The 24,797-nt window shown below is 72.4% G+C and carries 21 protein-coding genes; 8 read left to right on the top strand and 13 right to left on the bottom strand.

Translation table 11 applies throughout. The features are described 5' to 3' along the window. Positions 1-29: 29 nt before the first annotated feature. The 3 genes from BN3788_RS07740 to BN3788_RS07750 are packed head-to-tail and all read right to left on the bottom strand — an operon-like array spanning position 30 to position 2,430. Positions 30-938 carry a diacylglycerol/lipid kinase family protein gene (locus BN3788_RS07740; protein WP_066583947.1) on the bottom strand — a complete coding sequence of 303 codons (909 nt, stop codon included), beginning with the start codon at positions 936-938 and terminating at the stop codon, positions 30-32. Beyond that, positions 935-1,669 carry a phosphatase PAP2 family protein gene (locus BN3788_RS07745; protein WP_066583951.1) on the bottom strand — a complete coding sequence of 245 codons (735 nt, stop codon included), beginning with the start codon at positions 1,667-1,669 and terminating at the stop codon, positions 935-937. Before BN3788_RS07745 ends, BN3788_RS07740 begins: the two co-directional genes overlap by 4 nt. Continuing rightward, positions 1,666-2,430 (bottom strand): phosphatase PAP2 family protein, encoded by a 765-nt coding sequence (locus BN3788_RS07750; RefSeq protein ID WP_066583953.1) that lies wholly within the window; start codon positions 2,428-2,430, stop codon positions 1,666-1,668. The genes BN3788_RS07745 and BN3788_RS07750 overlap by 4 nt, the downstream gene beginning before the upstream one ends. A 157-nt stretch (positions 2,431-2,587) precedes the next feature. On the opposite strand from BN3788_RS07750, the gene BN3788_RS07755 reads away from it, so the two are divergent. Continuing rightward, positions 2,588-3,391: an alpha/beta fold hydrolase gene (locus BN3788_RS07755; protein WP_066583955.1), complete on the top strand. Its 804-nt coding sequence runs from the start codon at positions 2,588-2,590 to the stop codon at positions 3,389-3,391. 2 nt (positions 3,392-3,393) lie between these two features. On the opposite strand, the gene BN3788_RS07760 is transcribed toward BN3788_RS07755, so the two are convergent. Continuing rightward, positions 3,394-4,002: an acetyltransferase gene (locus BN3788_RS07760; protein WP_066583959.1), complete on the bottom strand. Its 609-nt coding sequence runs from the start codon at positions 4,000-4,002 to the stop codon at positions 3,394-3,396. Between the two features lie 90 nt (positions 4,003-4,092). Next, the gene (locus tag BN3788_RS07765; protein WP_066583961.1) at positions 4,093-4,563 is read right to left on the bottom strand and encodes a nitroreductase family deazaflavin-dependent oxidoreductase; all 471 of its coding nucleotides are present in this window, start codon (positions 4,561-4,563) and stop codon (positions 4,093-4,095) included. 87 nt (positions 4,564-4,650) lie between these two features. Between BN3788_RS07765 and BN3788_RS07770 the strand changes: the two genes are divergently transcribed. Further along, a complete protein-coding gene (locus tag BN3788_RS07770) occupies positions 4,651-5,271 on the top strand; it encodes a GyrI-like domain-containing protein (RefSeq protein WP_066583964.1) in 621 nt (206 codons plus the stop codon). A 32-nt stretch (positions 5,272-5,303) separates the two neighbouring features. On the opposite strand, the gene BN3788_RS07775 is transcribed toward BN3788_RS07770, so the two are convergent. The 3 genes from BN3788_RS07775 to BN3788_RS07785 form a co-directional block, all read right to left on the bottom strand. Then, a complete protein-coding gene (locus BN3788_RS07775; RefSeq protein ID WP_234346535.1) occupies positions 5,304-6,545 on the bottom strand; it encodes an alkaline phosphatase in 1,242 nt (413 codons plus the stop codon). A gap of 226 nt (positions 6,546-6,771) precedes the next feature. After that, positions 6,772-9,093 carry an alpha-xylosidase gene (gene yicI, locus BN3788_RS07780; RefSeq protein WP_066583968.1) on the bottom strand — a complete coding sequence of 774 codons (2,322 nt, stop codon included), beginning with the start codon at positions 9,091-9,093 and terminating at the stop codon, positions 6,772-6,774. Further along, positions 9,090-10,154: a LacI family DNA-binding transcriptional regulator gene (locus tag BN3788_RS07785; RefSeq protein WP_234346536.1), complete on the bottom strand. Its 1,065-nt coding sequence runs from the start codon at positions 10,152-10,154 to the stop codon at positions 9,090-9,092. Before BN3788_RS07785 ends, yicI begins: the two co-directional genes overlap by 4 nt. A gap of 259 nt (positions 10,155-10,413) precedes the next feature. Between BN3788_RS07785 and BN3788_RS07790 the strand changes: the two genes are divergently transcribed. The 4 genes from BN3788_RS07790 (at position 10,414) to BN3788_RS07805 (ending at position 14,167) form a co-directional block, all read left to right on the top strand. Then, positions 10,414-11,625 carry a sugar ABC transporter substrate-binding protein gene (locus BN3788_RS07790; RefSeq protein WP_108723802.1) on the top strand — a complete coding sequence of 404 codons (1,212 nt, stop codon included), beginning with the start codon at positions 10,414-10,416 and terminating at the stop codon, positions 11,623-11,625. A 52-nt stretch (positions 11,626-11,677) separates the two neighbouring features. Further along, positions 11,678-12,628: a carbohydrate ABC transporter permease gene (locus tag BN3788_RS07795; RefSeq protein WP_082812686.1), complete on the top strand. Its 951-nt coding sequence runs from the start codon at positions 11,678-11,680 to the stop codon at positions 12,626-12,628. Between the two features lie 8 nt (positions 12,629-12,636). Further along, positions 12,637-13,455 (top strand): carbohydrate ABC transporter permease, encoded by an 819-nt coding sequence (locus tag BN3788_RS07800; protein ID WP_066583972.1) that lies wholly within the window; start codon positions 12,637-12,639, stop codon positions 13,453-13,455. Between the two features lie 91 nt (positions 13,456-13,546). Continuing rightward, positions 13,547-14,167, top strand: coding sequence for a dihydrofolate reductase family protein (locus BN3788_RS07805; RefSeq protein ID WP_066583977.1), 621 nt, complete (start codon positions 13,547-13,549; stop codon positions 14,165-14,167). 112 nt (positions 14,168-14,279) lie between these two features. Here the strand turns inward: BN3788_RS07805 and BN3788_RS07810 are convergent, their stop codons facing one another. From BN3788_RS07810 to BN3788_RS07825, 4 genes are all read right to left on the bottom strand, one after another. Next, the gene (locus BN3788_RS07810; protein ID WP_066583979.1) at positions 14,280-17,870 is read right to left on the bottom strand and encodes an endo-1,4-beta-xylanase; all 3,591 of its coding nucleotides are present in this window, start codon (positions 17,868-17,870) and stop codon (positions 14,280-14,282) included. A gap of 194 nt (positions 17,871-18,064) precedes the next feature. Further along, on the bottom strand, positions 18,065-20,689 hold the full coding sequence (locus BN3788_RS07815; protein ID WP_066583981.1) for an FtsX-like permease family protein: 2,625 nt from the start codon (positions 20,687-20,689) through the stop codon (positions 18,065-18,067). A gap of 1 nt (position 20,690) precedes the next feature. Beyond that, positions 20,691-21,503, bottom strand: a complete 813-nt coding sequence (locus BN3788_RS07820) for an ABC transporter ATP-binding protein (RefSeq protein WP_082812687.1) — start codon at positions 21,501-21,503, stop codon at positions 20,691-20,693. Then, entirely contained in the window at positions 21,503-21,793 is a 291-nt protein-coding gene (locus BN3788_RS07825) for a hypothetical protein (protein ID WP_066583983.1), read from the bottom strand. The genes BN3788_RS07820 and BN3788_RS07825 overlap by 1 nt, the downstream gene beginning before the upstream one ends. Before the next feature lie 156 nt (positions 21,794-21,949). Here BN3788_RS07825 and BN3788_RS07830 point away from each other — a divergent pair, with 156 nt between their 5' ends. Together BN3788_RS07830 and BN3788_RS07835 are read left to right on the top strand one after the other, a co-directional pair. Next, positions 21,950-23,230: a sensor histidine kinase gene (locus BN3788_RS07830; protein WP_199824752.1), complete on the top strand. Its 1,281-nt coding sequence runs from the start codon at positions 21,950-21,952 to the stop codon at positions 23,228-23,230. Further along, positions 23,218-23,877 (top strand): response regulator, encoded by a 660-nt coding sequence (locus BN3788_RS07835; RefSeq protein WP_066583988.1) that lies wholly within the window; start codon positions 23,218-23,220, stop codon positions 23,875-23,877. Before BN3788_RS07830 ends, BN3788_RS07835 begins: the two co-directional genes overlap by 13 nt. A 2-nt stretch (positions 23,878-23,879) precedes the next feature. On the opposite strand, the gene BN3788_RS07840 is transcribed toward BN3788_RS07835, so the two are convergent. Further along, the gene (locus BN3788_RS07840; protein ID WP_066583998.1) at positions 23,880-24,299 is read right to left on the bottom strand and encodes a VOC family protein; all 420 of its coding nucleotides are present in this window, start codon (positions 24,297-24,299) and stop codon (positions 23,880-23,882) included. Positions 24,300-24,797: the final 498 nt, after the last annotated feature.

Here is a 24,797-nt window from a genome sequence, read left to right on the forward strand (position 1 = left end):
GCATGTGCGGGCCGTCGCCCCTGGGAGGCTCAGTCTTGTTCGGCGGGCAGCTGCACCGGGAGCGCGCCGGGCCGGACTCGGCAGGTGAGCACCCGGTGCTCACCGAGGGCGTCGCCGTCGAGCTGCACCGCGGTGGGGTGGCGCGCGGACACCCGGACGTCCGTCGTCTGACGCCGTTCGAGGTGCGCGTGGCTCCGGCCGGATGAGAAGACCGTCGCGATGGTGCGGATCCAGCCGGCGAGTCCCCGCGGGGCGACGACCGCGACGTCGAGCAGTCCGTCGTCGAGGCTGGCCTCTGGCAGGAGCTCGACTCCGCCCTGCAGGCGGCCGCTGTTCCCGATGACGACGGCACGGACTGTGCGGGTCATCGCCTGGCCGCCACGGGTCTGCACGTTGGCGGTGAAGCCGCCGCGCACCGCCGCCCGCGCGCCTGACACCAGGTAGGCGGGCCACCCGACGGCGCCCTTGAGCCGCTCGTCCGCGTGGGCCATCGCCTCGGCGTCGAGCCCCATGCCCGCCATGACGAGGAACACCAGCTCCTCATCTGCCCCGTCGACGCGCAGCCCTCCGACGTCGAGCCGGTGGGTGCGGCCGTCCAGCGCGATGCCGAGCGCGTCCTCGAGGCTGGTGAGGGGCAGGTCCAGCGCGCGGGCGAGCAGGTTGCCGGTGCCGGCCGGCAGCAGCCCGAGCGGGACGTCGCCGCCTGCCAGCACGTCGCCGACGGCGCGCACGGTGCCGTCGCCGCCGATCGCGCACACCAGGTCCGCGCCTTGCTCGAGTGCCTCGCGTGTCTGCCCGCAGCCCGGGTCCTCCGCGGTCGTTTCGAACCACAGTGCGGGCTCCAGCCCGTGGTCCGCCAACACGCCGTCGACGACGCGCCGAGTCGACTCCGGGTCGTCGAGCTTCGCGGGGTTCGCGACGACGGCGACCCGGGTCATCGGGCGCGCTCGACGGCGCGCACAGCGGTGGCGTCGTCTGCCGGGCGCTGCGACCTGCGCAGGTAGTTCCAGGCCAGCACCGCGCACACCAGCCCGTTGAGCACGCCGACGATGACGTCGCTCACGTGGTGCATCCCGCGGTAGAGACGGGAGTAGACGACGAGCATCGGCAGCACGAGCAGGATCACCGTCACGCTGACGCGCAGCCAGGTGCGTTCCACGCGCTGCGCCATCATCGCGAGCGTGACGTAGAGCGCCGTCGCGGCGCCGGAGTGCCCGCTCGGGAAGCTCGACGTCGGCGGCGCCACGTCCAGTTGCTCCACCGCTGGCCGTTCCCTGCCGACCACGAGCGCCACCACCAGGAACACTGCGGCCTGCGTGGCGACGGCGATCGCGGGCACGACGGCGTACCACCACTGCCGGGTGCGCCACCACACGGCGCCGACCGCCACGAGGCAGATCCCGATGACGGTCTCCGTGGTGCCGATCGGGCTCCAGATGTGCGTGAGCGAGTCGAGCAGGTCGGTGCGCTGGGCCACGAACCACTCGTTGACCGCCACCTCGCGCTCGCCGATCGCCCTCAGCGGGCCGGTGACCAGCAGCCCGAGCCCGACCACCGCCAGCCACAGCACGACGGCGGGCACACCGACCCGGACCGCGAGGTCGTGCCGCACCTGCCGGGCTGTCGGTATGGAGGGGTCGCCCGCGTACCTGTCCAGGTCCAGCCTCATCGAGCTGCCTCCGTCGATCGGTCGGTCGGATTCGTCAGTGCGGTGTCGTGCGGCGGCGACCAGCCCCGGTACCCGAGGTAGGACGCCAGGACGAGCCCGACGCCGAGGACGGCGCCGGCGAACACGTCGGACGGGTAGTGGGCGCCGAGCATCACCCGGTCCAGCGCTGTGGCCACCGTGAGCGACGCGGCGCCGATAACCGCTCCCGCCTTCTGCCAGCGGTTGCGCAGGAGCGGCCAGATGAGCACGACGAGCGCCGTCGTCCAGGCGGCCGTGGTCGAGGCGTGGCCCGACGGGAACGAGTAGCCGGGGACGTGGGCGATCGGGTCGTCCAGCACCGGCCGGGCCAGGCGCGCCACCTCCTTCGCCACGTTCGCGAACCCCCACGCCGCGAGCATCGTCCCGAGCGCCCACCAGGTCCGCGTCCTCATCCCCGTCCGCCACCAGACCAGCAGGCACACGGCGGCGACCGGGAAGATGAGGCGACGTCCCTCGAACGCCCACTGCCAGGCGAGCAACGCGTCGACCAGGGCCGGGCGGGCCGCGGCGAACGAGGTGGCCGCTGCCACGGCGCCCTGGTCGAACCCCACGAGCGGATCCCACTGGTCGCGGACCAGCAGGCCTAGGGCGAGCACAGCCGACGCCGTCGCGGCAGCCGCCGCGGCGGCACGCAGCAGCCTGCCGGCGCGGCCAGGCGCTCTCGTCGCGGCACGCGTGGACAAGGGGTCGTGGCGCCCGGAGCGCAGAGGGGTGCGGCTCATCGGCGAAACGTTCCCACAAGAGCGCAGACGTGGCTCGTTGAGCGGGAAGGGCGCCCGCGAGCAGGCCACCCACTGCGCGGTTGGCCGCGATGACGGCGCAGTTCTCAGCGATGGCCGGGGGAGAGGGGAGAGGCCGCAGCCTGCCTAGGCTGGGACCATGGCGCCTGTCCAGCTTCGATCGCTTCCCTCGCTGCACACGACCGAGGTCCCCGGCACCGGTCCCGGCATCGTGTTCCTCCACGGCCTCTTCGGTCAGGGGAAGAACTTCTCCGGCATCGCCAAGGCGCTCAGCCCCGAGTTCCGCTCGCTCCTCGTGGACCTGCCGGACCACGGCCTGTCGGAATGGACCGAGCGGCTCGACTACACGGTCATGGCCGACGCCGTCGCGGCCCTCATCCGGGAGCGCAGCGGCGGCGAGCCCGTGCACGTCGTCGGGCACTCGATGGGCGGCAAGACGGCCATGCAGCTCGCGCTGCGGCACCCGGACCTGGTGGATCGACTCGTGGTGGTCGACGTCTCACCGGTGGCGACGGCCGGCACAGGGGAGTTCGCGCATCTGCTCGACGCGCTCGCCGGGCTCGATCTCGCCACCCTCGGCACGCGGGCTGATGCGGACGCCGCGCTCACCGGCCCGATCCCCAACCCGACAGTCCGGGGCTTCCTGCTGCAGAACCTGCGCAGAGACGACACGGGGGCGTGGGCGTGGCGGGCGAACCTCTCGATGCTCCGGCGTGAGCTGCCGGCCATCTCCGGCTTCCCCGCGTGGGACGGCGCCCCCTTCGACCACCCGGTGCTCTGGATCGCGGGCGAGCGGTCGGACTACGTCACGCCGGAGCGCGTGCCTGCGATGCGCGCGCTGTTCCCCCGTGCCCGCCTGCTCACCGTCAAGGACGCCGGCCACTGGGTGCACTCCGAGCGGCCCGACATCGTGATCGAGGCGCTGCGGGTGTTCCTGGGCTGAGCCTAGGCGCCCGCCGTGGGTAGGGCAGCAGGCGGGGCGAGGGTCAGCCACTCCTCGTCCACCTCGAAGCCCACGGCCCGGTTCGCCGCGAGGATGGCGGAGTTCTCCGACGAGCCACCGGTGCGGAAGGCCGTGACGCCGCAGTCGAGGAGGTCGAGCACGGACGCCGCCTTGACCGCGGTCGACAGTCCGCGCCCGCGGCGCCTTGCCGCCACGACGGTGAAGTCCACCTCGGCGTGCTCGGGCTCGATGTCGACGAAGGTCATCGCGGCGAGCGAGCCGTCCGCATCGACGATCCCGTAGGCGCGGCGGGACGGGCTGACCGTCGCCCGTGACGCGGTGAGGGGCGCGTGCGCCGTCGCCTCACGACCCGGGTAGTCATTCGCCGTGGCCGCGTCGAGGGCCAGGATGATCGCCACGTCGTCGGCGGTCAGCGCACGGACCTGCCCGATGGGCGTCGCTCGGGCCACGAGGGCGCCCAACCGCGCCCGGTCGCAGTCCGCCGCATCGAGCTGGGCGCCCCACGAGCGGGCCGCCACGACCCAGCCGTCGCGCTCAAGAACCGACCGTTCGGGGGCGTCGGACCTGAGGATGCGCACTCCGCTCGTCATGCCGGGATCGTCTCACCCACGCTCGCCAAGTGGTTGAGCAGAGACGGGCGCTCACCGGGGAAATGCGTTCTCCTCTCCGCGCGCCCGCTGCTACCCGATCGGCACGATCTCGAACACCGGGTGCTCGGCGGCCTCCGCGGCGAAGGCCTCGACGGGGTCGCTCTTGTCGGCCCGGAAGTACCGGCGCGGCGGCCCGGTGATCGCGAGGTACTCCTTGAGCACTGGCGCAGCCTCGTCGGGGCCGAGCTCGCGCACGGCGCAGTCCTCGGTGCGGCCCCCGCGCTGCAACGTGACGCGGCCGGACGCCCGGGCGTTGTGCACCCACGACACCTGGCCGTACGGGGACACGAGCCACCGGCGGCCGTCGCGTTCCACAGGGGTGACCGGATGGGTGAGCGGTTGGCTGGTGCGGCGACCGGTGGTGGTGAGCATGTAGGAGCGCGGGAAGAGCCTTCGGCGGATGAGGAGCCCGACCACCGAGTCCATCGCGCGGCGTCCGCGTCCGGTGCGGAACGTGGGCAAGGGCTCGGCGCCCTCGGTACCGTCGGGGCGTTGCGGCATCTCGGTCTCCTCGGCGTCAGATGCTCAGGGCAGCACGGTATCCGGGTTTGTCCCGATCTCAGCGTGGCCCCACGGTCAGGAGTCTCCATGCAGTCGTACGACGTCAAGAAGGCGCTCCCCGGGCTCTACGCGCCGAAGCCCGGCGACTTCCACGTGGTGGACGTCCCGGAGATGGCGTTCCTGATGCTCGACGGGCATGGCGACCCGAACACCTCCGAGGCCTACCGGGACGCGATCGAGGCGCTGTACACCGCGTCCTACGCCGTGCGCGCCGTCGCGAAGGCGCAGGTGGAGACGGTGCACACCGTCGGCCCGCTGGAGGGGCTGTGGTCGGCCGACGATCCCGCGGCCTTCCGCGCCCGCGACAAGGCGGCGTGGGACTGGACGATGATGATCCACCAGCCGGACTGGATCACCGTCGAGATGGTCGACGAGGCGCTGGCGACAGCCCGGAAGAAGAAGGGGCTGCCGGCGCTGGACCTGGTGAGGTTCGAGCGGTACGACGAGGGTCGCAGCGTGCAGATCCTGCACGTCGGGTCCTATGACGACGAGGCGCCGACGCTCGAGCGGTTGCATCAGGAGTACATGCCGACGCATGGGCTCGACTTCAACGGCCGCCATCACGAGGTCTACCTGTCCGACGCGCGCAAGACCGAGCCCGCGAAGTTGCGGACGGTGCTGCGGCAGCCGGTGCGGCCGCGCGGCTGAGTCGCCAGCCGCGCGGCCCTCCGGAGCGGCTGCTACCGCCCGCCGCGCATGGCCTTGAGGATCACGTCGTGCACGTGGGTCGAGTGCTGCGCCCGGGCCAGCAACTCCGCCGACGGGCCTTGTGCTGTCAGCGGGGTCGCGGCGCCGGTGTGGGAGCCGGTGGTCCAGTCGATGGTGAACTGCAGATCGGACCCGGCGATGGGGAACGGCCCGTCCTCGCTGGACTGCAGCACGTCGGGGCTGGTGCTGCCGGTGTCGGTGGACTCGTCGTCGGGGTCGACATTCTCGATGGCGAGGCCGCCGGTCTCGTGGTCGCCGACCACGACGATGAGCGTGTTGCGGTTCTTGGCCGCGAACTCGGTGATCAGCGCGACCGTCTCGTCGAGGGCCTGGCCGGCCGTGAGCGTGAGGGTCGCATTGTTGTTGTGCTCCATCTCGTCGATGCCCTCCTCCTCGACGAGCAGGAAGAAGCCCTGCCGGTCGCGGGAGAGCACGTCAAGCGCCTTCTGTGTCATGTCCCGCAGCGGCACCACCGGGTCGTAGACATCGCCCTCGCCCTCGGGGGCCTGCTGGAACATCTCCTCGTTGGCGAACAGCCCGAGCAGGCGCTTCGCCTTGGTGGCGGCGAGCTCCTCGGGGGTGCTGACGTACGTGTACCCGGTCTCCTGGGCGCGCGTGATGAGGTTCCCGATGGTGCTCTTGCTGACCTCGGGCGGGCTGTCCGCGGGGTCGTCCGGGTAGGCGCCGACCTCGCCGACGGGCAGCCACCAGTCCTCGCCGCCGCCGAGGATGACGTCGGGGCGGGAGTCGTCGATGTACTGCCGGGCGATCTCGCTCTGGTCGCCCCGATCGGGGACATGCGCGCCGAACGAGCCGGGTGTGGCGTCGGTGACCTGCGCGGTCGTGACGAGCCCGGTTGCCTTGCCCAGTGCCTTCGCGTCCTCGAGGAGGGTCGTGACGGGGTTGCCGTCCAGGTCGACCCCGATGGCGCCGTTGTAGGTGCGGACGCCCGTGGAGAACGCGGTGGCCGACGCGGCCGAGTCTGTGACGGCGTCCTCGGTGTCCGCCGAGTCGGTGTACGTCCAGCCGGCGTAGCGGAGGGAGTCCATCGCGAGCTGCCCGTCCTGGCCGACGGTGGCCAGGCGGATGGCGTCCCGCGCGGCGATGCTCATGCCGTCGCCGACGATGAGGATGACGTTCTTGGCGGTCTGCCCGCCCTTGCCATGGTCGCCGCCTCCGCGGTCCCCCTGTGCGCCGCCGGCCAGCAGCCCCACGATGAGAGCCGCCGTTCCCGCGCTGCCTATGAGTGCGTGTCGTGAGTCGAAGAGTCGCATCGTTGCTGCCCCCTAGGTGGAACGTCGTTGTTCACCTCGACTTCGCCAGGGCCGTGTGGGCCCCGCGTTCTCGACCGTACGCCCGTCGTCGGAACGCGCATCCCGAGCGCGGGTCTGCCCCCGCCCGGTGGGAACCGGACGGGGGCAGTGGCAGTCGCAAGAAGGGTCAGGCCAGTCGCGCTGTTCCCGCCTCGGCCGCGACCAGGCGGCCGTCGACACCTTGCAGTGACCAGCCGTCGGCCACGTCGGCAGACTTCGCGACAAGGCCGGCCCCCTCCCGGCGCACCGTGAACGCCGCCGTGGACCCGTCGGGCCGCGCGACCTCCACCGTGCGCGACCAGTCCTCGGCCTCGCCGGGGTGCACCAGCAGCGTGAGGTCGACCAGGTGGTCGGTGTCGGGCCGGTCCTCCTGCGCGCCGAGGGGGACCACTGCGCCGGGGCGCAGGTAGACGGGCAGCGAGTCGAACTCGTGCCGTTCCCGGCGCCAGCCGCCGCCGTCCACGAGCTCGCCGGTGAGGAGGCTCGCCCAGCGGCCCTCCGGCAGGTAGAGCTCGACGTCGCCCTCGGTGCTGAACACCGGCGCGACGAGCAGGTCCCCGCCGAGCATGTACTGCCGGTCGACGTAGGTGACCGACGGGTCGCCGGGGAACTCCAGGAGCATGGGCCGCATGACCGGCGTGCCGGTGGCGTGGGCCTCGCGCCCGGCGCCGAGCAGGTAGGGCATGAGCCGGTTCTTCAGGCGGGCGAACCGTCGGGCGACGCTGACTGCGCTCTGCGGATCGGCCTCGTCCTCGCCGAACATCCACGGCACGCGGTAGGAGTCGGAGCCGTGCATGCGGCTGTGGCTCGACAGCAGCCCAAAGGCCGTCCACCGCTTGAACACGGCGGCGTCCGGGACACCCTCGAAGCCGCCGATGTCGTGGCTCCAGTAGCCGAAGCCGCTGAGGGCCAGCGACAGCCCGCCGCGCAGCGTTTCGGCCATCGAGGCGTAGGAGGCGGTGGAGTCGCCGCCCCAGTGCACGGGGAACTGCTGGCCACCGGCGCTGGCCGAGCGCGCGAAGAGCACAGCCTCGCCCTCGCCGCGCTCCTCGACGAGCACCTCGTGCACCGCCTGGTTGTACAGGTGGGCGTACAGGTTGTGCATGCGCAGGGGGTCGGAGCCGTCCGCCCACACGACGTCCACGGGGATCCGCTCGCCGAAGTCCGTCTTGAAACTGTCGACGCCCTGCCGCACGAGCGCCCGCAGCTTGTCCTTGAACCAGGCCGTGGCCTCGGGGCTGGTGAAGTCGACGAGCCCCATGCCCGCCTGCCAGCGGTCCCACTGCCAGACGCTGCCGTCGGCCCGCTTCACTAGGTAGCCCGCCGCCATGCCCTCGTCGAACAGGGGGGACTGCTGGGCGATGTACGGGTTGATCCACACGCACACGCGCAGGCCCCGCGCGTGCATCCGCTCGAGCATGCCGTCCGGGTCGGGGAAGACGCGCGGGTCCCACTCGAGGTCGCACCAGTTGAAGTCGCGCATCCAGAAGCAGTCGAAGTGGAAGACGCTCAGCGGGATGTCGCGCTCGGCCATGCCGTCGATGAAGCTGTTGACGGTCGCCTCGTCGTAGTCAGTGGTGAAGCTCGTGGTGAGCCACAGCCCGTAGCTCCACGCGGGCACCTCGGCGGGGCGCCCGGTCAGGGCGGTGTACCGCTCCAGGATCGTCTTCGGATCGGGCCCGTAGATGACGTGGTACTCGAGGGTCTCGCCCTCGACGGAGAACTGGACCCGCTCCACCGCCTCGGAGCCCACCTCGAAGGAGACGTGCCCGGGGTCGTTGACGAACACCCCGTAGCCGCGGTTCGTCAGGTAGAACGGGATGTTCTTGTACGCCTGCTCGCTCGACGTGCCGCCGTCCTCGTTCCAGATGTCGACGGCCTGGCCGTTCTTCGCGTACGGGCCGAAGCGCTCGCCCAGCCCGTAGACGACCTCGCCGACGCCCAGGTCGAGCTGGGCGAGCATGTAGCCCGTGGCCGGGGCCGTGCGGAGCTGGATCGGCCCGCGGTCGATGGCGGCGTCGGGGGCCACCGAGGCCCAGGCCATCGACTTGGCGGCGCTGCGGGTGACGACCTGGTCGCCGGCCTGGAAGCGGAGCTCGAAGCTGGTCCCGACGTCCAGGTGGGCGGTGAGGGCGCCGCTGGTGAGCTGGCCGTGGCCGTCCTCGACGGTGGCGGTGGGGCGCGCGTCGCCAGCCACGTCGAGGTCGAAGCGCCGGGGGTCGGGGCGGCCCTTGTGGTGGGTCACGCGCACGGTGATGACGTTGTCCATCGGCGCTGAGAGGACTGTGGTCAGGACCGGCTGGTTGAGGGTGGCGCCGCGCGTGGTGATGGTCTTGGTGGGCGCGATCGCGGTGAGCGTGCCGTCGCCGGCGACGATCCGGTCCACCTCACGGGCGTAGTGCAGCCCCACGCCAGGGCGGGCATGCCAGAAACCATCGGTGAACTTCATGGGACGGTGCCTTTCGACTGCGAGCTGGCCCGAGGCGGCCGAGTGGCGCCGGCGGGAGGGGATGTGGTGTCGCCGAGCTGGAGCTCACACGGGATGAGCGCCTGGACGAGCGGGGTCGCTGGGTCGTCGAGGCGGTCGACCATCGAGTCCACGCTGAGCCGGCCGAGCTCGGAGCCCGGGGCGACGAGGGTGCTGACGGGGGGATCGGACATGGCCGCCGCGTCCGCTGAGGTCGCGAGGCCCAGCACGGACATGTCGCGGGGGATCGAGCGCCCGTGGGCGGTGAGGCCGGCGAGGAACGTGGGCAGCGCGTCCTCGTTGAGGACGAGCGTCGCCGTCGTCTCCGGGTGGTCGCGCAGCAGGTCAGCGGCGGCCGCGCGGCCCCCGGCGGGCGTCTGCGGGGCAGAGACGATCACCGGCGCGAGCCCGCGTCGGAGCATGCCGCTCTCGAACGCGTCGCGGGTGCGCGCGATCGGCCCGTAGCCGACGAGGCGGGGGGAGGCGATCTCACCGAGCAGCAGCGCGATGTGCTGATGCCCCAGGGCGGTGAGGTGGTCGAGGCCCGACTCGACGGCCCCGGCGAAGTCCATGTCGACGTACGCCAGGCCGGATGGCTCCGCGGTGCGCCCGATCAGCGCGAACGGGAGGTCGAGCCGCTGCAGCAGGGGGATGCGGGCGTCCTCGGCGGTGACCTCCATGAGGAGCACGGCGTCGACGAGGCCGCCGGTCACGTACTCCTCGAGCTGCGCGGGGTCGTTGCTCACCGGCCAGAGGACCAGGTTGAACCCGCGGGCGCTCGCGGCCACGGCGGCGCTGGTGAGGACGCCCAGCGCGGTGTTGCCGAGGCGGTGCTCGAGCGCGGGGAAGACGAGGGCGAGGTTGCGGGTCCGGTTGCTGGCCAGGGCCCGGGCGAGCACGTTCCGGCGGAAGCCGAGCTCGTCCATCGAGGCCTGGACGCGGGCCCGCGTCGCGGCGGAGACCGGCTTGGTCCCGTTGACGACGAACGACACGGTGGCGATGGACACGCCCGCATGCCGGGCAACCTCGCGCATGGTGGCCATGCCGCCTCCTCGATCCGTCATTGGTCGGTGTCGAAGCCCATCATAGACAGGAGGTAAACCGCTTTGACAGTCGCCGCGAGCCGTGCGTACTCTCGCCTCTCACGGCGACTCCCGCGTCTGACGCAAACCGGTTTACCGCAGAGCGGCACAATGCGGCGGAGGACGACTGCGGACTGCCGGGACGGTAGGTCTTCGTGCCGTTCACCGGTGCGTCGGGCCTGACCTCGACACTTGAATGACTGGCAAAGGAGCTGGAGTCATGAACCGATCTCGAATGATCTCCCTGGGCGCGACCGCAGGCCTGGCCGCGCTCGCGCTGACCGCCTGCGCAGGCGGCGGATCGTCGTCGGACAGCGGCGACATCGCGCTGACGCTCACGGACACGATGTCCGAGAGCAGCGCGCCCATCTACGACGAGATCTATCAGGCGTGCGCCGCCGAGATCGGCGTCACGGTCACGTCCAATCACGTGGCCGGCTCTGGCCTCATCGCGACGGTGCTGCAGCAGGCCTCGTCCAAGACGCTTCCCGACGTGCTGATGCTCGACAACCCCGACGTCCAGCAGATCGCCGCCTCCGGGGCGCTCTCGCCGCTGGCCGACCACGGGATCACCGGCAACGGCTTCCCGGAGGGCGTCCTGTCCGCCGGCACGTACGAGGGCGACCTCTACGGCATCGCCCCGATCGTCAACTCGCTCGGCCTGTTCTACAACGCCGACCTCCTCGCCGAGGCGGGCATCGAGCCGCCCACCACGTGGGACGAGCTCAGCGCGGCCGCCGCGGCGCTGACCGCCGAAGGCCGCTACGGCATCGCCTTCAGCGCGGCCAACAGCTTCGAGGGGACCTGGCAGTTCCTGCCGTTCCTGTGGAGCAACGGCGCCGACGAGGACGACCTGACCAGTGACGAGGCAGCGGGGGCGCTCGCGTTCGTCGACAGCCTCGTCGCCGACGGATCCGCGTCGGCCAGCGTCGTGGGCTGGTCGCAGAACGACGTGAACGACCAGTTCATCGCCGGCAAGGCCGCGATGATGATCAACGGCCCCTGGAACATGCCGAGCCTCACAGCGGCCGAGGGCCTGAACTTCGACTCCGTGCCGATCCCCGTCCCGAACGCGGGGGATGACGTCGTCGCCCCGCTCGGCGGCGAGACGTTCACCATCCCGCAGACCGGGGACAAGGACCGCATGGCCGCCGCGGGCAAGCTCGTCGCCTGCGTCGTCAAGGGCGAGAACCAGCTCACGATGGCGACCCGCCGCGGCGCGGTCCCCTCGGACAGCGCGATGGCCGAGCAGGCCGCCACGGAGAACCCGCTCGTCGCGGCGTTCGCCGAGACGGTGCAGACCGCGCGCTCGCGCACGGCCCTCCTCGGTGAGGACTGGCCCGCCGCCGCCACGCAGATCTACACCGCGGTGCAGCTCGCCCTGACGGACAAGTCGACGCCCGAGGAGGCGTGGGCGCAGGCCGCTGGCTGAGCCCGCGTGATCGCACCCTCCGCACCATCTGTTCAAGGGGATCGGATCTGAGATGAGCACCACTGTCGCCGTCGACCCGGCCACGGGCGACCTGAGCCCACAGGGCGCCAGGAAGCGCGCGCGCCGCAGAGAGTCGACGGCGCAGTGGCTGTTCCTCGCCCCCGCGCTCGTCTACGTCATCGTGTTCTTCGGCTATCCCGTCGGCAAGAACTTCGTGATGGCATTCCAGGACTACTCGACGCGCACATTCTTCACCGGCGAGGCGCCGTGGGTCGGGTTCGACAATTACGTCGAGGTGTTCAGCAGCAATATCTTCGGCATGACGGTCACGAACACCGTGCTGTTCACGGTCGGGTCGATCATCGGCCAATTCGGCATCGGCTTGGCATTCGCCTTGTTCTTCAAGCGGAAGTTCCCGCTGAACAACGTGATGCGCTCCATGCTGCTGCTCCCGTGGCTGCTGCCGGTGATCGCCTCCACGTCGGTGTGGAAGTGGATCCTGGACCAGGACAGCGGCGTGCTGAACCAGGTGCTGCAGGCGCTGAACCTCACGTCGAGCCCGATCCCGTGGCTCGCCGACCCGGACATCGCCCTGGTGTCGGTGGTCCTGGTGAACGTCTGGCTGGGCATCCCGTTCAACGTGACGCTGCTCTACAGCGGGCTGCAGGACATCCCCGAGGAGCTCTACGAGGCCGCGTCGCTCGACGGGGCCACCGGGCTCAAGGCCTTCCGGCACATCACCTGGCCGAGCCTGCGCCCCGTCGTCAACGTGGTGCTCGTCCTGGGCGTGATCTACACGCTCAAGGTCCTCGACATCATCCTCGGGCTCACCCGCGGCGGCCCCGCGAACTCGACGCAGACGTTGGCCACCGACTCCTACCACCGGTCGTTCCAGGAGTTCTCCTTCGGCACGGGGGCCGCGGTCAGCAACATCCTGATCGTGGTGTCCCTCGTGTTCGCCCTCATCTACCTGCGCGTCAACCGTCGCGCTGTCGACGAATAAGGCTGGTCATGAAGCAGACGAGCATCGTCAGGCAGCTCCCGTCCACCGTGGTGGGGCTCATCCTCCTCGCGTTCATGCTGTTCCCCGTCTACTGGATGATCAACACGTCATTCCAGGGCGGCGGGACGGCGGCCAACAGCTCGTTCTTCCCGACGCAGCCGACGCTCGCCGGGTATGAGCGGGCGTTCAGCCAGCAGACCGACAACCTCGTCACCAGCCTGCTCGTCGCCCTCGGCGTGGTCGTCGTGTCACTGGTGATCGCCACCCCGGCCGCGTACGCGCTCGCCCGGTTCCGCCTGCGGGGCATCGCGATCTTCGTGTTCGCGCTGCTCATCGCGCAGATGATCCCTGGCATCGTCATCGCGAACTCGCTCTACACGCTGTTCAACGACCTGGGGCTGCTCAACTCGATCTTCGGCCTCGTGCTGGCCGACGCGACGCACTCGATCCCCTTCGCCATCCTCATCATGAGCGCGTTCATGCGGGCCATCCCGCCGTCGCTCGTCGAGGCGGCGCGTGTCGACGGCGCCGGGCACTTCCGGGCCTTCTGGTCGATCGTGGTGCCGGTCAGCCGGAACTCGATCATCACCGCCGGGCTGTTCAGCTTCCTCTTCGCGTGGAGCGACTTCATCTTCGCGGTGACGCTGACCACCGGCGACGCGGTCAAGCCCATCACGCTGGGCATCTACGACTACCTCGAGGGGAACGTGCAGAGCTGGGGGCCGGTCATGGCCACCGCCGTCATCTCCTCGATCCCGGCGATCATCCTGCTGGTGTTCGCGCAGCGGTACATCGCCGCCGGGGCGCTGGGCGGCGCGGTCAAGTAGCCGCCCGCCACCCGATGACTTCGCGGGCCCGATGCGGTCTGATCGTGGGGAGCGCCCGTGCCGAGCGGGCCCGCGAATCCCGGAGGGCCCGATGGCGAAGATCGTCTCCACCCTGTTCAGCTCGCTCGACGGCGTCGTCGAGATCGACCCTGCGTGGCACTTCCCCTACTTCGACGAGGCCATGGGCGCCGGGGTGGGTGAGGACTACGCGGACGTCGACGTCCTGCTGATCGGACGTGGCACGTACGAGAGTTTCGCAGGCGCCTGGCCGGAGCGGGAGACCGCGGGCGGGGAGGACGCGGCGTTCGCGGCGGAGCTCGGCGACATGCGCAAGGTCGTCGTGACGCGAGGTCACCAGGACCTGGGGTGGCGGAACGCCGAGGCCCTGCAGGGCGACCTCATCGAGGCGGTGCGCGCGCTGTCCGCCGAGGAGGGCGTCGACAAAATCCTCATCCCCGGGTCCATCTCGGTGGTGCGCCAGCTCCTCGCCGCGGGGCTGCTCGACGAGCTGCGCCTGTTCGTGCACCCCGTGGCGGCCCGCCAGGGCGAGCGCCTGTTCGATGAGGGCCAACCGATCTACCCGTTCCGGCTGTTGCACTCGGAGGCCTACCCGGCGGGCGTCGTGCGCCTCGTCTACGAGACCTCCGAGCTGCCGGGGGAGCAGACGTACGACGACGTCACCGACAAGGTGCCGGGCGCCGACAAGGGCTGACGCGGGCCGGACCCGTCCCGCAGGGCGCGTCGCCCTGGACAGCCGCACGGCGCCGGCAGGAGATGATCCTGCCGGCGCCGCGGGTTCGAGGGGTCAGGTCAGCAGCGCTGGGTCAGCCCTTCCCGTTGCCATGCCCCTTCCCGTTGCCATGCCCGTTGCCGTTTCCGTGCCCGTGCCCGTGCCCGTTGTCGTGACCCTTGCGTGCGGGCGTCACGATCAACCGCTCCTGCGCGCGCAGGTCGCCGGAGGCGGCGGTCAGCGAGTACGGGCCGGCAGCGACGCTCCGCGGCACGACGAATGTGGCGACTGCGGAGCCGTCGGCCCCGGCCTTCACCTTGCCGAGCCGCACGGGCTTCGGGGCGTGCTTGCCGCCCTTCGTGGACTGCAGCGTGACGGTGACGGTGCTGCCCGGCTCGAAGCCGCTGACGTGTGCCGTGACCTTCTCCCCGGCCCGCACCACTGGACGGTCCAGGGTGATCGCCGGCTCGGGCTCCGGCTCGACCACCGGCGCCAGGAGCTGGGCGACACCCCACCGCGCGGTGTTCTGGTAGGACCGGCCCGTCGGGTCGGTCCAGGTCACCACGCCGGTGCGGACGCCCGCGGCGGCGTCGTTGACCTGGAAGTCGACGCCGACGAACCCGCCTGCCTCGACGGGGTTCTCCAGGAGGAGCGCCGCCTCGACCAGGTATCCGGTGTCGGTGACGGCGGTGGCGCTGGTGAGGTTGTCGCCGATGACGTCCAGGTCCCCGCTCACCGAGACGGCGTTCGAGTAGCTGATCCGGTACTGGCCGTCAGCGGGCTGGAAGGCGCCCGCCTTCGCGTTGGCCGGGTCGAGGAAGACCTCGACGGAGTCCTGCTCCCAGGCGTTGGTGCTGCCCGCGTCGAGCTCGTCGTCGGTGACCTGGAACAGCGCGTAGAGCGTGCCCTCACGCCACAGCAGCGACACGTCGGCGGCAGCCCCGAGCTCGCCCTCCACCAGCGTGCCGGTGTGGACGGTCGCGGCGGACGCCCACACGTCGTCCACCACGCCGTCGATGACGGGGGCGACGGCGGCGTGCGGCGCCTCGATGAGGCCGACCGGCTCGACGAGCGTGACGACTCCGCGGCGCAAACCGTCCTCCTGGCCGTGGGACAGGTCGTTCCACGACAACTTGCCGCCCGTGGACCCGTCGCTGACCCGCAGGTCGAACGGGACTGTCGAGTCCTCGGCGAGGCCGTCTGCGGGCAGGCGCACCACTGCGGTGTACCCGGCGGCGGAGCTGCGGACCACGGCGTTGTCGCCCGCTGTGCCGCTGCCGTCGCGGGCGACGGTCACGGCGGTGTCGCCGACGAACAGGTCCACCGCGTCGTCCGCGCCGTCGTCGGTGGCGTCGGCCACCTGCACGTACGCGGTGAGGTGGTCCTCGGCCCAGCGGAGCTGGAACCCGGTGGAGCCGACTCCGTCGGAGCCGACCTCGACGAGGGGGAGCAGGTCCCACTCGCGCGCGTCGACGGCCTTCGCGTCGATCGCCACGTCACCCGCGTGCACATTCGCCTGCCGGGTGAGCGCGGGCAGCTCGCCGCGGTCGACGATGCCCCAGTAGGCGGGCTTGGCCTGGAGCTGGTCGTCGAAGAGCAGCGGGGCGCCGGAGCGCCAGCTGCGGCTGTCATACGGGCCCCACACGGTCACCGCGAACAGGTCGGGGTAGTCCCGGAGCATGTCGAAGACGTCGGCGTAGTAATAGCCCTGCTGGACGACCTTCTCCTGCGTGACAGTGCCGTCGATCTGCACGTCGAGCTCCGTCACCGCCTGCGCCAGGCCCAACGCCGCGAACGCGTCGATGCTCGCGCGGAGCTGGGCGACGGGCTGGACGAGGCTCACGTGGAACTGGTGGCCGAGCCCGTTGACGGGCGCCCCGCGATCGAGCAGGCGCTGCGCCACCGAGATCATCGCCGCCCGCTTGGCGGGCAGCTCGGTGTTGTAGTCGTTGAGGAACAGCGTGACCGGCGGGTTGTCGGTGACCCCACGGTTGAACGCGTCGCTGGCGTACTCGAACGCGAGGTCGAGGTACTGCTCGCCGAGCACCTCGTACCAGCGGCTGCGCCGCAGCCCGTCGGACTCGGACTCGGCGATGGCCTCGTTGACCACGTCGAACGCGACGATCGGGTTGCCGGGCGTCCCGTACTCGCCGTACTTCTCGCGGTAGTGGCCCGCGACCGTGTCGATGTGGGTCTTCATGCGGTTCCGCAGCACTGCCTGGTGGGCGGCGCTGTTGGTGAGCGGCTGGCCGGCCTCGTCGAGGAAGAACCAGTCGGGGGTCTGGCTGTGCCACACCAGGGTGTGGCCGTAGACGCGCTGGCCGTTGGCGATCGCGGCGTCGACCAGGTGATCGGCCTCCGCGAACGTGAACTCGCCCTCGGTCGGCTGGATGGACTCCGGCTTCATGGCGTTCTCGGCGGTGATCTGGTCGAAGTGCTTCTCGACGAGCACAGCGCCCTGGCCTGCGGTCTCGCGCTCGTCGATCGCGACGCCGATCGGCCACGGCAGCTCGTCCTTCAGGGACGGGATGTCCGTCTGCACCGGCGGCGCCGAGTCACGGGTGACCACGATGTCGTCGACGAGGAACGAGGAGGTCCCGGCGGCGGACTCGATGTACAGCAGCGCCGAGTCGGCGGCGGCCATCGTGTAGTCGGCGCTGACCTGCACCCACTCGCCGGCGGTGACGCCGGTGGCCGTGGCGACGGTGTCGTAGCTGGACGAGCCGTCGACGTCGCGCTGCACACTGACGCGCAGGTCAGCCGGGTCCGGGGCGGCGCCCTCCGCCAGCTTGACCCAGGCGGAGACGTGATAGGTGACTCCGGCGTCGAACAGGTCCGAGACGTCGGCGCCGATGCCGTGCCAGGTGTCCCCGCGACCGTCGACCAGTGCGGACTGCGTGCCGCTGTGGGCGGCCTGGTCGGTGAGCGTGACCGTGGGAGCCGTGCCGTTCCCTCGGGCGGACCACGGCGCCAGGGCGTCCTCGAAGTCGTTCGACAGGAGCGTCGTCCCACCACCACCGCCGCCGTCCGGCCCGCGCTCGGCGGGGAGGGTGAACGTCCACCCGGCGGCGATCTTCTCGGCGACGACGGTGCGCACCGCCTCGACCGTGCCGGTGCGGTCACCGCCGCCGTCGTGGACGAGGGCCACGGCGCCGGGCTGCATGGCGGCCCGGAGACTCGCCGTCAGGGTGGCGACGTCTTGCGTCTCCCAGTCGGCGATGGTGTTGCCGAGGCCGAGCGGCTGCATGCCGAGCCGGGCGGCGACCTCCGCCGTCTGCCCCCAGCTCCCATTCGGCGCCCGGAAGTACGGCACGGGCGCATTCGGGTCGCCGAGCGCCTCGCGGATGATCGCCAGGTTCTCGACGAGGTCCGCCTCGACCTGCTCCGGCGTCCACGAGCCCATGTCGGCGTAGCTCGTCGTGTGGTTGCACAGCGTGTGGCCGTCCGCCACGATCCGCCGCAGCAGCTCCGCGCCGCGCGTGCCCTGAATGTTCTGCCCGATCACGCAGAAGACCGCCGGGATGCTGTGCTCGGCGAGGAGGTCCAGCACCGCGTCGGTCTCGCCGGGGTTCGGGCCGTCGTCGAAGGTGAGGGCCACGACGGCCCCGGTTCCGCGCGCCGTCGTGACTTGGGTGGTGGTCGGGTTGACGGCCCCACCCGGCACGGCGGCGGTGTCAGCGGCCATCGCTGGCACGGGACCCAGCCCGACGACGGCTGCGAGGAGTAGTGGTCCAAGAACGCGTGAGGATTTGCTGATTCGATGCACTGTTCGCCCCTTTGCGAGTGCTTTGAGTCATTGCGTTGCCACCTTAGGGACGATGCGGATTTTCGACAACGTTATCGAGGCGACGGGGGTCCCGTCAGCCCCCGCCGCGCCGTCTACAGCGCCTCCGCGAGCATGCGCGCCGGGGGCGTGCGCAGCGTCCGCCGGGTCGGCAGCTCGACGGCGGCGAACGCCAGCACCACCACGAGCGCGGCCACCCCGGGCGCCAGCCACCAGGGCCCGGCAGGCAGCGGGCGGTCGAGGAACCCGATGCCCAGCATCGCCAACGGGACCACGGACAGCAGCCCTCCGGCCGCCAGGGCGACACCGCTCGCGAGCGCGGCCTCGCGACGCATCATCGACCGGACCTGACGCGGTGTGGCGCCCGCGAGCCGGAGCGCCGCGATCTCGTGGCGGCGCTCCAAGGTGCCGGCGACGAGCGTGTTGACGACGCCGAGCAGCAGGTAGCCCAGCAGGACGGCGAGCACCACGAGGTTGATCCACAGCTCGGGTGGGACGGCGCCGAGCCCGTCCGCGCCGCCGGCCTCGGCTGAAGCGCCTGCTCCTGCCGAGGCGCCTGCGCTGCCGTCGAGGAGCACCACGCCGGGATGCTCGGCGGTGAAGCCCGCGAGCGCCTCGGACGCCGCGGCCGTGCCATCGGTGCGCACCAGCACGCTCTGCGCGAGATGGGCGGAGTGCCCGGCGGCCAGGTCGCCCGCGAGGATGATCGATCCGAAGGCGAGCCCGCGTCCGTGCACGGCGACGACCTCCGCGCGCACGGGCGTCCCGTCACCCAGGACGAGGTCCAGGGTGCTACCGACCGGGTGGGCGCGGGCCGATCCGGCGTCCACGGCGACCGTGTCGCCCCTGAGGTCGGCGAGGTCCCCGTCGCGGAGGTCGAGGTCGAGCACACCGGCGGAGTCGGGGGTGAGGATCGCGGCGGGGGCGCTCTCCATCGTCGTCTCGCCGAACATCGTGAGGGGCGCCACGACGGTGGTGGTGCTGAGCGGGGCGACGGCCTCGACCCCGGGCAGGTCGCGCACGGCGGCGGCCACCTCGTCGGAGACCCCGCCCAGCGCAGGCGCGCTCAACGTGGCCTGGGCTGTGGTGGCGGCGCGGAGGTCGCCGGCCGCCGCGGCGAGCACCGTCGTCTGGGTGAACGCGTAGGTGAGCGTGAAGACAACCACCAGGGCAAGCGTGCTGACGGCGGCTCCGACGCGTAGCGAGTGGCCATGCGTGTGGGCCACGGCGAGCCATGTGGACGCCGACGCCCGAGCGGGCAGCCGGCGCGCTAGCCATCTGCCGACACCGCCCACCAGCAGGGGGCCCACCAGCGCCAGGCCGATCGCCGCGACGATGCCCGCGAGCGAGGCGCCGATGGCCGCTTCCGGGGTGCGCGCCAGCAGCGGTGTCACGGCGATGCCGAGGGAGCCGACGATCAGCGCCCCGCCGGTCAGCGCGCGCACCCGCGACGGCGTGCGCGGCTCGGTGCGGGACTCGGCCACCGCCTCCGTGGCGGGCAGCCGCGAGACCCGGCGGGCGGCCGCGCGCGCGGCGGGCTGCACCACGAGGACGAGCAGGACTGCCGCCGCCACCCCGGGGAGGGGACCGAATGTGAGGGGCAGGTCGGGGGAGAGCATCCCCGAGGAGGCCAGGACGTGCCGGAGCCGCTCCGCGAGGAGGTACCCGAGCGCGACGCCGGGGATCATCGCCGCCACGGACACGACAGTCGCCTGCCAGGCCGCGAGCGACCGCACCTGGCGCGGCGTCGCCCCCACGGCCCGCAGCAAGGCGAGGTCGCGACGCTGGGCGCTGATCGACACCGCGAGCGCGCCCGCCACGATGAAGCCGACCACCAGCAGCGTCACCCCGCTCATCGACCCCGCGATGGCGGGCAGCAGCCCGCGTCCGGCCGTCGCCTGCGGGCTCTCGACGTCACCGCGCGCGTCACCTGTCGAGACGATCAGGCCGGCGTCCTGGACGAGGTCGCGGACCGTGTCGGCGACCTCGTCCACGGCGCCGGGCTCGACGCGCAGGGCGACCAGGTCGACGGTGGCCGTCGGAGCGGCTGCCTGGCCGCCACTGCCACCGGCGAGGCGCAGGGCCGTCACGTCGTCGAAGTAGACCCCGCCCATGCCGCCGGGGACGACGGCGGCCACCTCGTACGTGCCGGGCGTCCCGGCGGCGATGACCTGCACCCGGTCGCCGACGTGGGCCTTGGCGGTGGCCGCCAGGCCTGAGCCGAGCGCCACCTGCCCGATGGCGGGCCCGGCGGACGTCGCGGCGCTGTCGGGCGGCTCCTCGCCGTCAGACGGGGCCGCGCTGCCGAATAGTGCCGCGCCGTCGAGCAGTGCCGTGGAGGACCAGCCGTGACCGGCCGAGGCCGCGTCGCCCGCGTCGACCACCTCGCCGTCGGCGCCGATCACGGCCGCCGGGAAGCTCACGTCGCCCACCGCCGCGACGACACCGGGCAGGCCCGCCAGCTCGGCGACCAGGCTGGCCGGGACGGGCGCCCGCTCGGGCAGCGCGACGGCCAGGTCGCCGGGCTGGGGGAGGGACTGGGACGCGGTGACCACCACATCGGCCCCGGCCAGGCGTTGGGGCGCCACATGGGAGCGCAGGCCGGACTCGGCGAGCACGCCGATGGCGGTGAGGAACGCGGCGGCGCCGAGCACGGCGCAGGCGACGGCGAGGAGTGCGGCGGCCCGGTGTCGGGCCATGCGCGCGGCGAGGTGCAGCATGTCAGCGCACCTCCAGCGCGGTGAGGGTGGTCGCGAGGCGGGCGGGGGTGGGCGCCTCGAGGGAGTCGACGACGCGGCCATCGGCCATCACGACGACGCGGTCGGCGCGGGCTGCGGCCGCCGGGTCGTGCGTGACCATGACGACCGTCTGGCCCAGGGTGTCCACCAGGTCCCGCAACAGGTCCAGCACCTCGTGGCCGGTGCGCAGGTCGAGGGCGCCGGTGGGCTCGTCGCCGAAGACCACCGCGGGCCGGGCGGCGAGGGCCCGCGCGATGGCCGCGCGCTGCTGCTGCCCGCCCGAGAGCTCGCCGGGGCGGTGCGTCAGGCGGTCCGTGAGCCCGACCCGCTCCACCAGGGCGCCGAGCCACTCGTGATCGGGCCGGGCGCCCGCCAGCCGCAGCGGCAGCGTGATGTTGTCCATCACGCTGAGCGACGGCAGCAGGTTGTAGGCCTGGAAGACGAATCCGACGTGCGTGCGGCGCAGCTCGGTGCGGGCCGTCTCGTCCAAGCGCGTGAGGTCGATCCCGGCGATGGCGGCCCGTCCCCTGGTCGGCGAGTCCAGGCCCGCCGCGCAGTGCATGAGCGTGCTCTTGCCGGATCCGGAGGGCCCCATCACCGCGACGAAGGAGCCGCGCTCGACGGCCAGCGTCACGTCGTCGAGTGCGCGCACCCCGCCGGCGTAGACCTTGCTGACGTTCGTGAGCGCCACAGCCGGCGGCGCCGAGCCGTCCACGGGCGCCGACGGCGCCGCTCCGCCCACGCGCGCCGACGGCGCGGCTGCCGGGAACCCGAGCGCGCCCCTCCTGCCGCCCATCACCGCCGCCCACGGGGGTGCGACAGCACCAGCGCGCTGATGCTCGCCAGCGTCAGGCCGCCCAGCGCCAGGCTGATGGCCAGCGGGACGGCCATGGCCGAGGTCACCGAGTTCGCCACGGCGCTCAGCACGAGCAGCGCCCACAGCACAGCGCGCTGGCCGTCCCGCCGCGCGGCCTCGTCCGCGGTGGCAGCGGTGGCAGCAGTGGCAGCCGTGGCGGCGGTGGCTCGCGTGGGGCCCGCGTCGGCGGTGCTGCCGGAGGCGTCGGTGAGGCGGTACGGGTCGGACATGGCGGGCTCCCTGGTCGAGGTGTTCCGGACCCCACCGACGCTACGAACCGCATGAGCCCGCGACGATCCCGCCAGCGCCCGAGGCCAGGTGCAGCAGGCTGTACTTCTTGGCCGGGGGCCTGCCGCTGCGCGCGCGGGTCGCCTAGGGTCCTCGACGTGGAGGCCCTGGCTCAGCGTGAGGCGACCGCCGCCCGACGTGGCGGCAGGGTGGCGGGGCGCGCCCTCGACGCGTTCGAGCAGCTCGCAGGCGGGCTGGCGACGTCGGTGCTCGCCGTGGTGGCGCTGCTGTGGGTGGCGGTGTGCGCTGTCGCCTGCGTGGTGGGCGTCGGGTTCTGGCTGCTGCCGGGAGCCCTGCGCGCGGCGCGGGCCGTCTCCGACCGGGAGCGCGCACGGCTCACCCGCAGCGGGCGGGAGGTCATCGGCCCGCATCCCGTGCCGGACAGGCTGCGCGCGGCGCTCGCGGACACGGCGGTGCGCCGCGAGCTCGGCTGGCTGGTGTGCGCGTCGACGCTCGGCCTGGTGCTGGGCCTGCTCGGGTTGACGCTGCCGTTGAACGCCGCGCGGGACGCCACCTTCGTGCTGTGGTGGCGGTCGGTGGCCGAGGAGTTCCGCTCGCCGTCCTTCGCCCCGTGGATCGTGCAGGGCTGGGCCGGCGCCTTCGCCGTCACGCTCGCCGGCTTCGCGTGGGTGGCGATCGCGGTGGGTGTGGCGCCGTGGATGGCCCGCCTGCAGTCCTGGCCCGGGCGGCGGCTGCTGAGCCCCGACCGGGGGACGGACTTGGCAATGCGCGTCCAGGAGCTCACCGCGACCCGCGCCGGCGCGCTCGACGCCCACGCGGCGGAGCTGCGGCGCATCGAGAGGTCCCTGCATGACGGCACGCAGAACCGCATCGTCGCCGTCAGCCTGCTGCTCGGCGCCGCGCAACGGGCGCTCGCCCGCGACCCGGCCGAGGCGGCGCCGCTGCTCGGCCGCGCGCAGGACGCCGCCGAGCAGGCGCTCGTCGAGTTGCGTGCTGTCGCGCGCAGCATCCTGCCGGCGGTGCTGGAGGACAGGTCGTTGGGCGACGCGCTGTCCGGGCTGGCCGCGACCAGCCCGGTGCCATGCCAGCTCGACGCCGCGGACATCGGGCGGTGTGCCGCGTCGGTGGAGGCGACCGCGTACTTCGTCGTCGCCGAGGCGCTGACGAACGTGGTGCGGCACAGCCAGGCGCAGGGCTCCGTGGTGACGGTGCGGCGGATCGACGACCGGTTGGAGGTCGCAGTGCAGGACGACGGGGTGGGCGGGGCGGCGGAGATGAGCGCAGGCGCCTCGACGGGCGGCGGGAGCGGCATCGCGGGCATCCGCCGGCGCGTGCGGGCCCACGACGGCACGTTCACGCTGACCAGCCCGGTGGGCGGGCCCACGCGTCTGGAGGTGACGCTGCCATGCGGATTGTGATCGCGGAGGACGACGCGCTGCTGCGCGAGGGGCTGGCGCTGCTGCTGCGCGCCGAGGGGCTGGACGTCGTCGCCACCGCCACCGACCCGGCCGGGCTCCTCGCGGCGGTCGCCGAGCACCGGCCGGACGTCGCGATCGTGGACGTGCGGATGCCGCCCACGCACACCGACGAGGGGATCGTCGCGGCGGTGGAGGCCCGCCGCCGGCAGCCAGGGCTCGCGGTGCTGGTGCTGTCCGCGTACGTGGAAGAGGCGTTCGCCACCGATCTGCTGGCGCATGGCAGCGCGGGCCTGGGCTATCTGCTCAAGGAGCGGGTCGGGCGGGTCGAGGAGTTCCTCGACGCGCTACGCCGCGTGGCCGCCGGGGGCGCGGCGATCGACCCGGACGTCGTCGCGCAGCTCTTCGCGCGGACACGCTCGGACGGCCGGCTGGACCGGCTGAGCCCGCGCGAGCGCGAGGTGCTCGCGGTGATGGCCGAAGGGCTCGGCAATGCCGCGATCGCCGCCCGGCTGTTCGTCACCGAGGGCGCGGTGCACAAGCACATCCGCAGCATCTTCGCGAAGCTCGACCTGGCGCCCACCGACCTGGCGGACCGCCGCGTCACCGCCGTGCTGCGGTACCTGGAGGAGGCGCGCGGGCGCGCCTGACGTCAGGCGCCCGGGCCCGCGATATTCACCATCCAGCGCACCCCGAACTTGTCGGCGCACATGCCGAAGGCGTCGCCCCACGGCGCCACGGAGAGGGGCTCGACGACGGCGCCGCTGCCGCTCAGGCGATCCCAGTACCGCCGGAGCGGCTCGTCGTCCTCATGCTCGCCGCTCAGCGAGACCGAGGCGCTCGACTCGGGGACCTCCATCGAGTTGGGGACGTCCGCCGCCATGAGCACGAGCCCGTTCTCAGTGGTGAGCATCGAGTGCATGATCTTCTCCTGCTCGGCAGGGTCCTGGCTGACCTGGAACTCGGCGAAGGTGCTGAGCGTGAGCTCCCCGCCGAAGACGGACTGGTAGAACGTCATCGCCTCCCGGGTGGAGTCGCGGAAGCTGAGGTACGGGTTCAGGCGGATCGACATGGCTGCTCCTGCGGTGGTGGTGGACGCGGGTCTGGCGGACTGCTCAGAGGTGCTGACTCCGCAGCCCCCCCACACTCATCGGCCCCGCGCGGAACTGGTCGGGCGCCCAGGGGGGCCCTCGCGTCGACGCGACCTCCCGAGGCCCGCCGGGCGGGCGACGGTGCTGGTCAGATGTCCATTCGACCTCGCCGACGGCTCGTGTGGACGGACCTGTGGGCCCGTGCCAGGCTGAGGCGAGCCCACTCCAGCAGCTCGTCAGGGGACCCCGGGCAGCACGTGCGCCGCACACGACAGGGACGTCGTGGTCGGCTCCGCCGGGATCGTCGGGGAGTCGTCGGAGAGGACTGCCCGGCGCGTCGGTGCGGACGCGTCGGAACCACGTGCACGCGAGGGGGCGGCACTGCGATGGCGACGATCAACCCTGCAGCGAAGGCCTGGCGCTGGGCGCCCTCACCGGAGGGGCGGGGGCCGTCAGGCGCCCTGCCCGTGCCGCGACGC

The sequence above is a fragment of the Cellulomonas timonensis genome (assembly GCF_900046455.1).
Lineage (GTDB): Bacteria > Actinomycetota > Actinomycetes > Actinomycetales > Cellulomonadaceae > Cellulomonas_A > Cellulomonas_A timonensis.

Bases quoted from the DNA above. Each gene is read 5' to 3' on its own strand.
- BN3788_RS07765 (WP_066583961.1), bottom strand. From the start codon at position 4,563: ATGCCGCAACGCCCCGACGGTACCGAGGGCGCCGAGCCCTTGCCCACG.
- BN3788_RS07810 (WP_066583979.1), bottom strand. From the start codon at position 17,870: ATGGCCGCTGACACCGCCGCCGTGCCGGGTGGGGCCGTCAACCCGACC.
- yicI (WP_066583968.1), bottom strand. From the start codon at position 9,093: ATGAAGTTCACCGATGGTTTCTGGCATGCCCGCCCTGGCGTGGGGCTG.
- BN3788_RS07750 (WP_066583953.1), bottom strand. From the start codon at position 2,430: ATGAGCCGCACCCCTCTGCGCTCCGGGCGCCACGACCCCTTGTCCACG.
- BN3788_RS07795 (WP_082812686.1), top strand. From the start codon at position 11,678: ATGAGCACCACTGTCGCCGTCGACCCGGCCACGGGCGACCTGAGCCCA.
- BN3788_RS07805 (WP_066583977.1), top strand. From the start codon at position 13,547: ATGGCGAAGATCGTCTCCACCCTGTTCAGCTCGCTCGACGGCGTCGTC.
- BN3788_RS07840 (WP_066583998.1), bottom strand. From the start codon at position 24,299: ATGTCGATCCGCCTGAACCCGTACCTCAGCTTCCGCGACTCCACCCGG.
- BN3788_RS07760 (WP_066583959.1), bottom strand. From the start codon at position 4,002: ATGACGAGCGGAGTGCGCATCCTCAGGTCCGACGCCCCCGAACGGTCG.
- BN3788_RS07740 (WP_066583947.1), bottom strand. From the start codon at position 938: ATGACCCGGGTCGCCGTCGTCGCGAACCCCGCGAAGCTCGACGACCCG.
- BN3788_RS07835 (WP_066583988.1), top strand. From the start codon at position 23,218: ATGCGGATTGTGATCGCGGAGGACGACGCGCTGCTGCGCGAGGGGCTG.
- BN3788_RS07755 (WP_066583955.1), top strand. From the start codon at position 2,588: ATGGCGCCTGTCCAGCTTCGATCGCTTCCCTCGCTGCACACGACCGAG.
- BN3788_RS07745 (WP_066583951.1), bottom strand. From the start codon at position 1,669: ATGAGGCTGGACCTGGACAGGTACGCGGGCGACCCCTCCATACCGACA.
- BN3788_RS07770 (WP_066583964.1), top strand. From the start codon at position 4,651: ATGCAGTCGTACGACGTCAAGAAGGCGCTCCCCGGGCTCTACGCGCCG.
- BN3788_RS07820 (WP_082812687.1), bottom strand. From the start codon at position 21,503: ATGGGCGGCAGGAGGGGCGCGCTCGGGTTCCCGGCAGCCGCGCCGTCG.
- BN3788_RS07800 (WP_066583972.1), top strand. From the start codon at position 12,637: ATGAAGCAGACGAGCATCGTCAGGCAGCTCCCGTCCACCGTGGTGGGG.
- BN3788_RS07785 (WP_234346536.1), bottom strand. From the start codon at position 10,154: ATGGCCACCATGCGCGAGGTTGCCCGGCATGCGGGCGTGTCCATCGCC.
- BN3788_RS07790 (WP_108723802.1), top strand. From the start codon at position 10,414: ATGAACCGATCTCGAATGATCTCCCTGGGCGCGACCGCAGGCCTGGCC.
- BN3788_RS07825 (WP_066583983.1), bottom strand. From the start codon at position 21,793: ATGTCCGACCCGTACCGCCTCACCGACGCCTCCGGCAGCACCGCCGAC.
- BN3788_RS07815 (WP_066583981.1), bottom strand. From the start codon at position 20,689: ATGCTGCACCTCGCCGCGCGCATGGCCCGACACCGGGCCGCCGCACTC.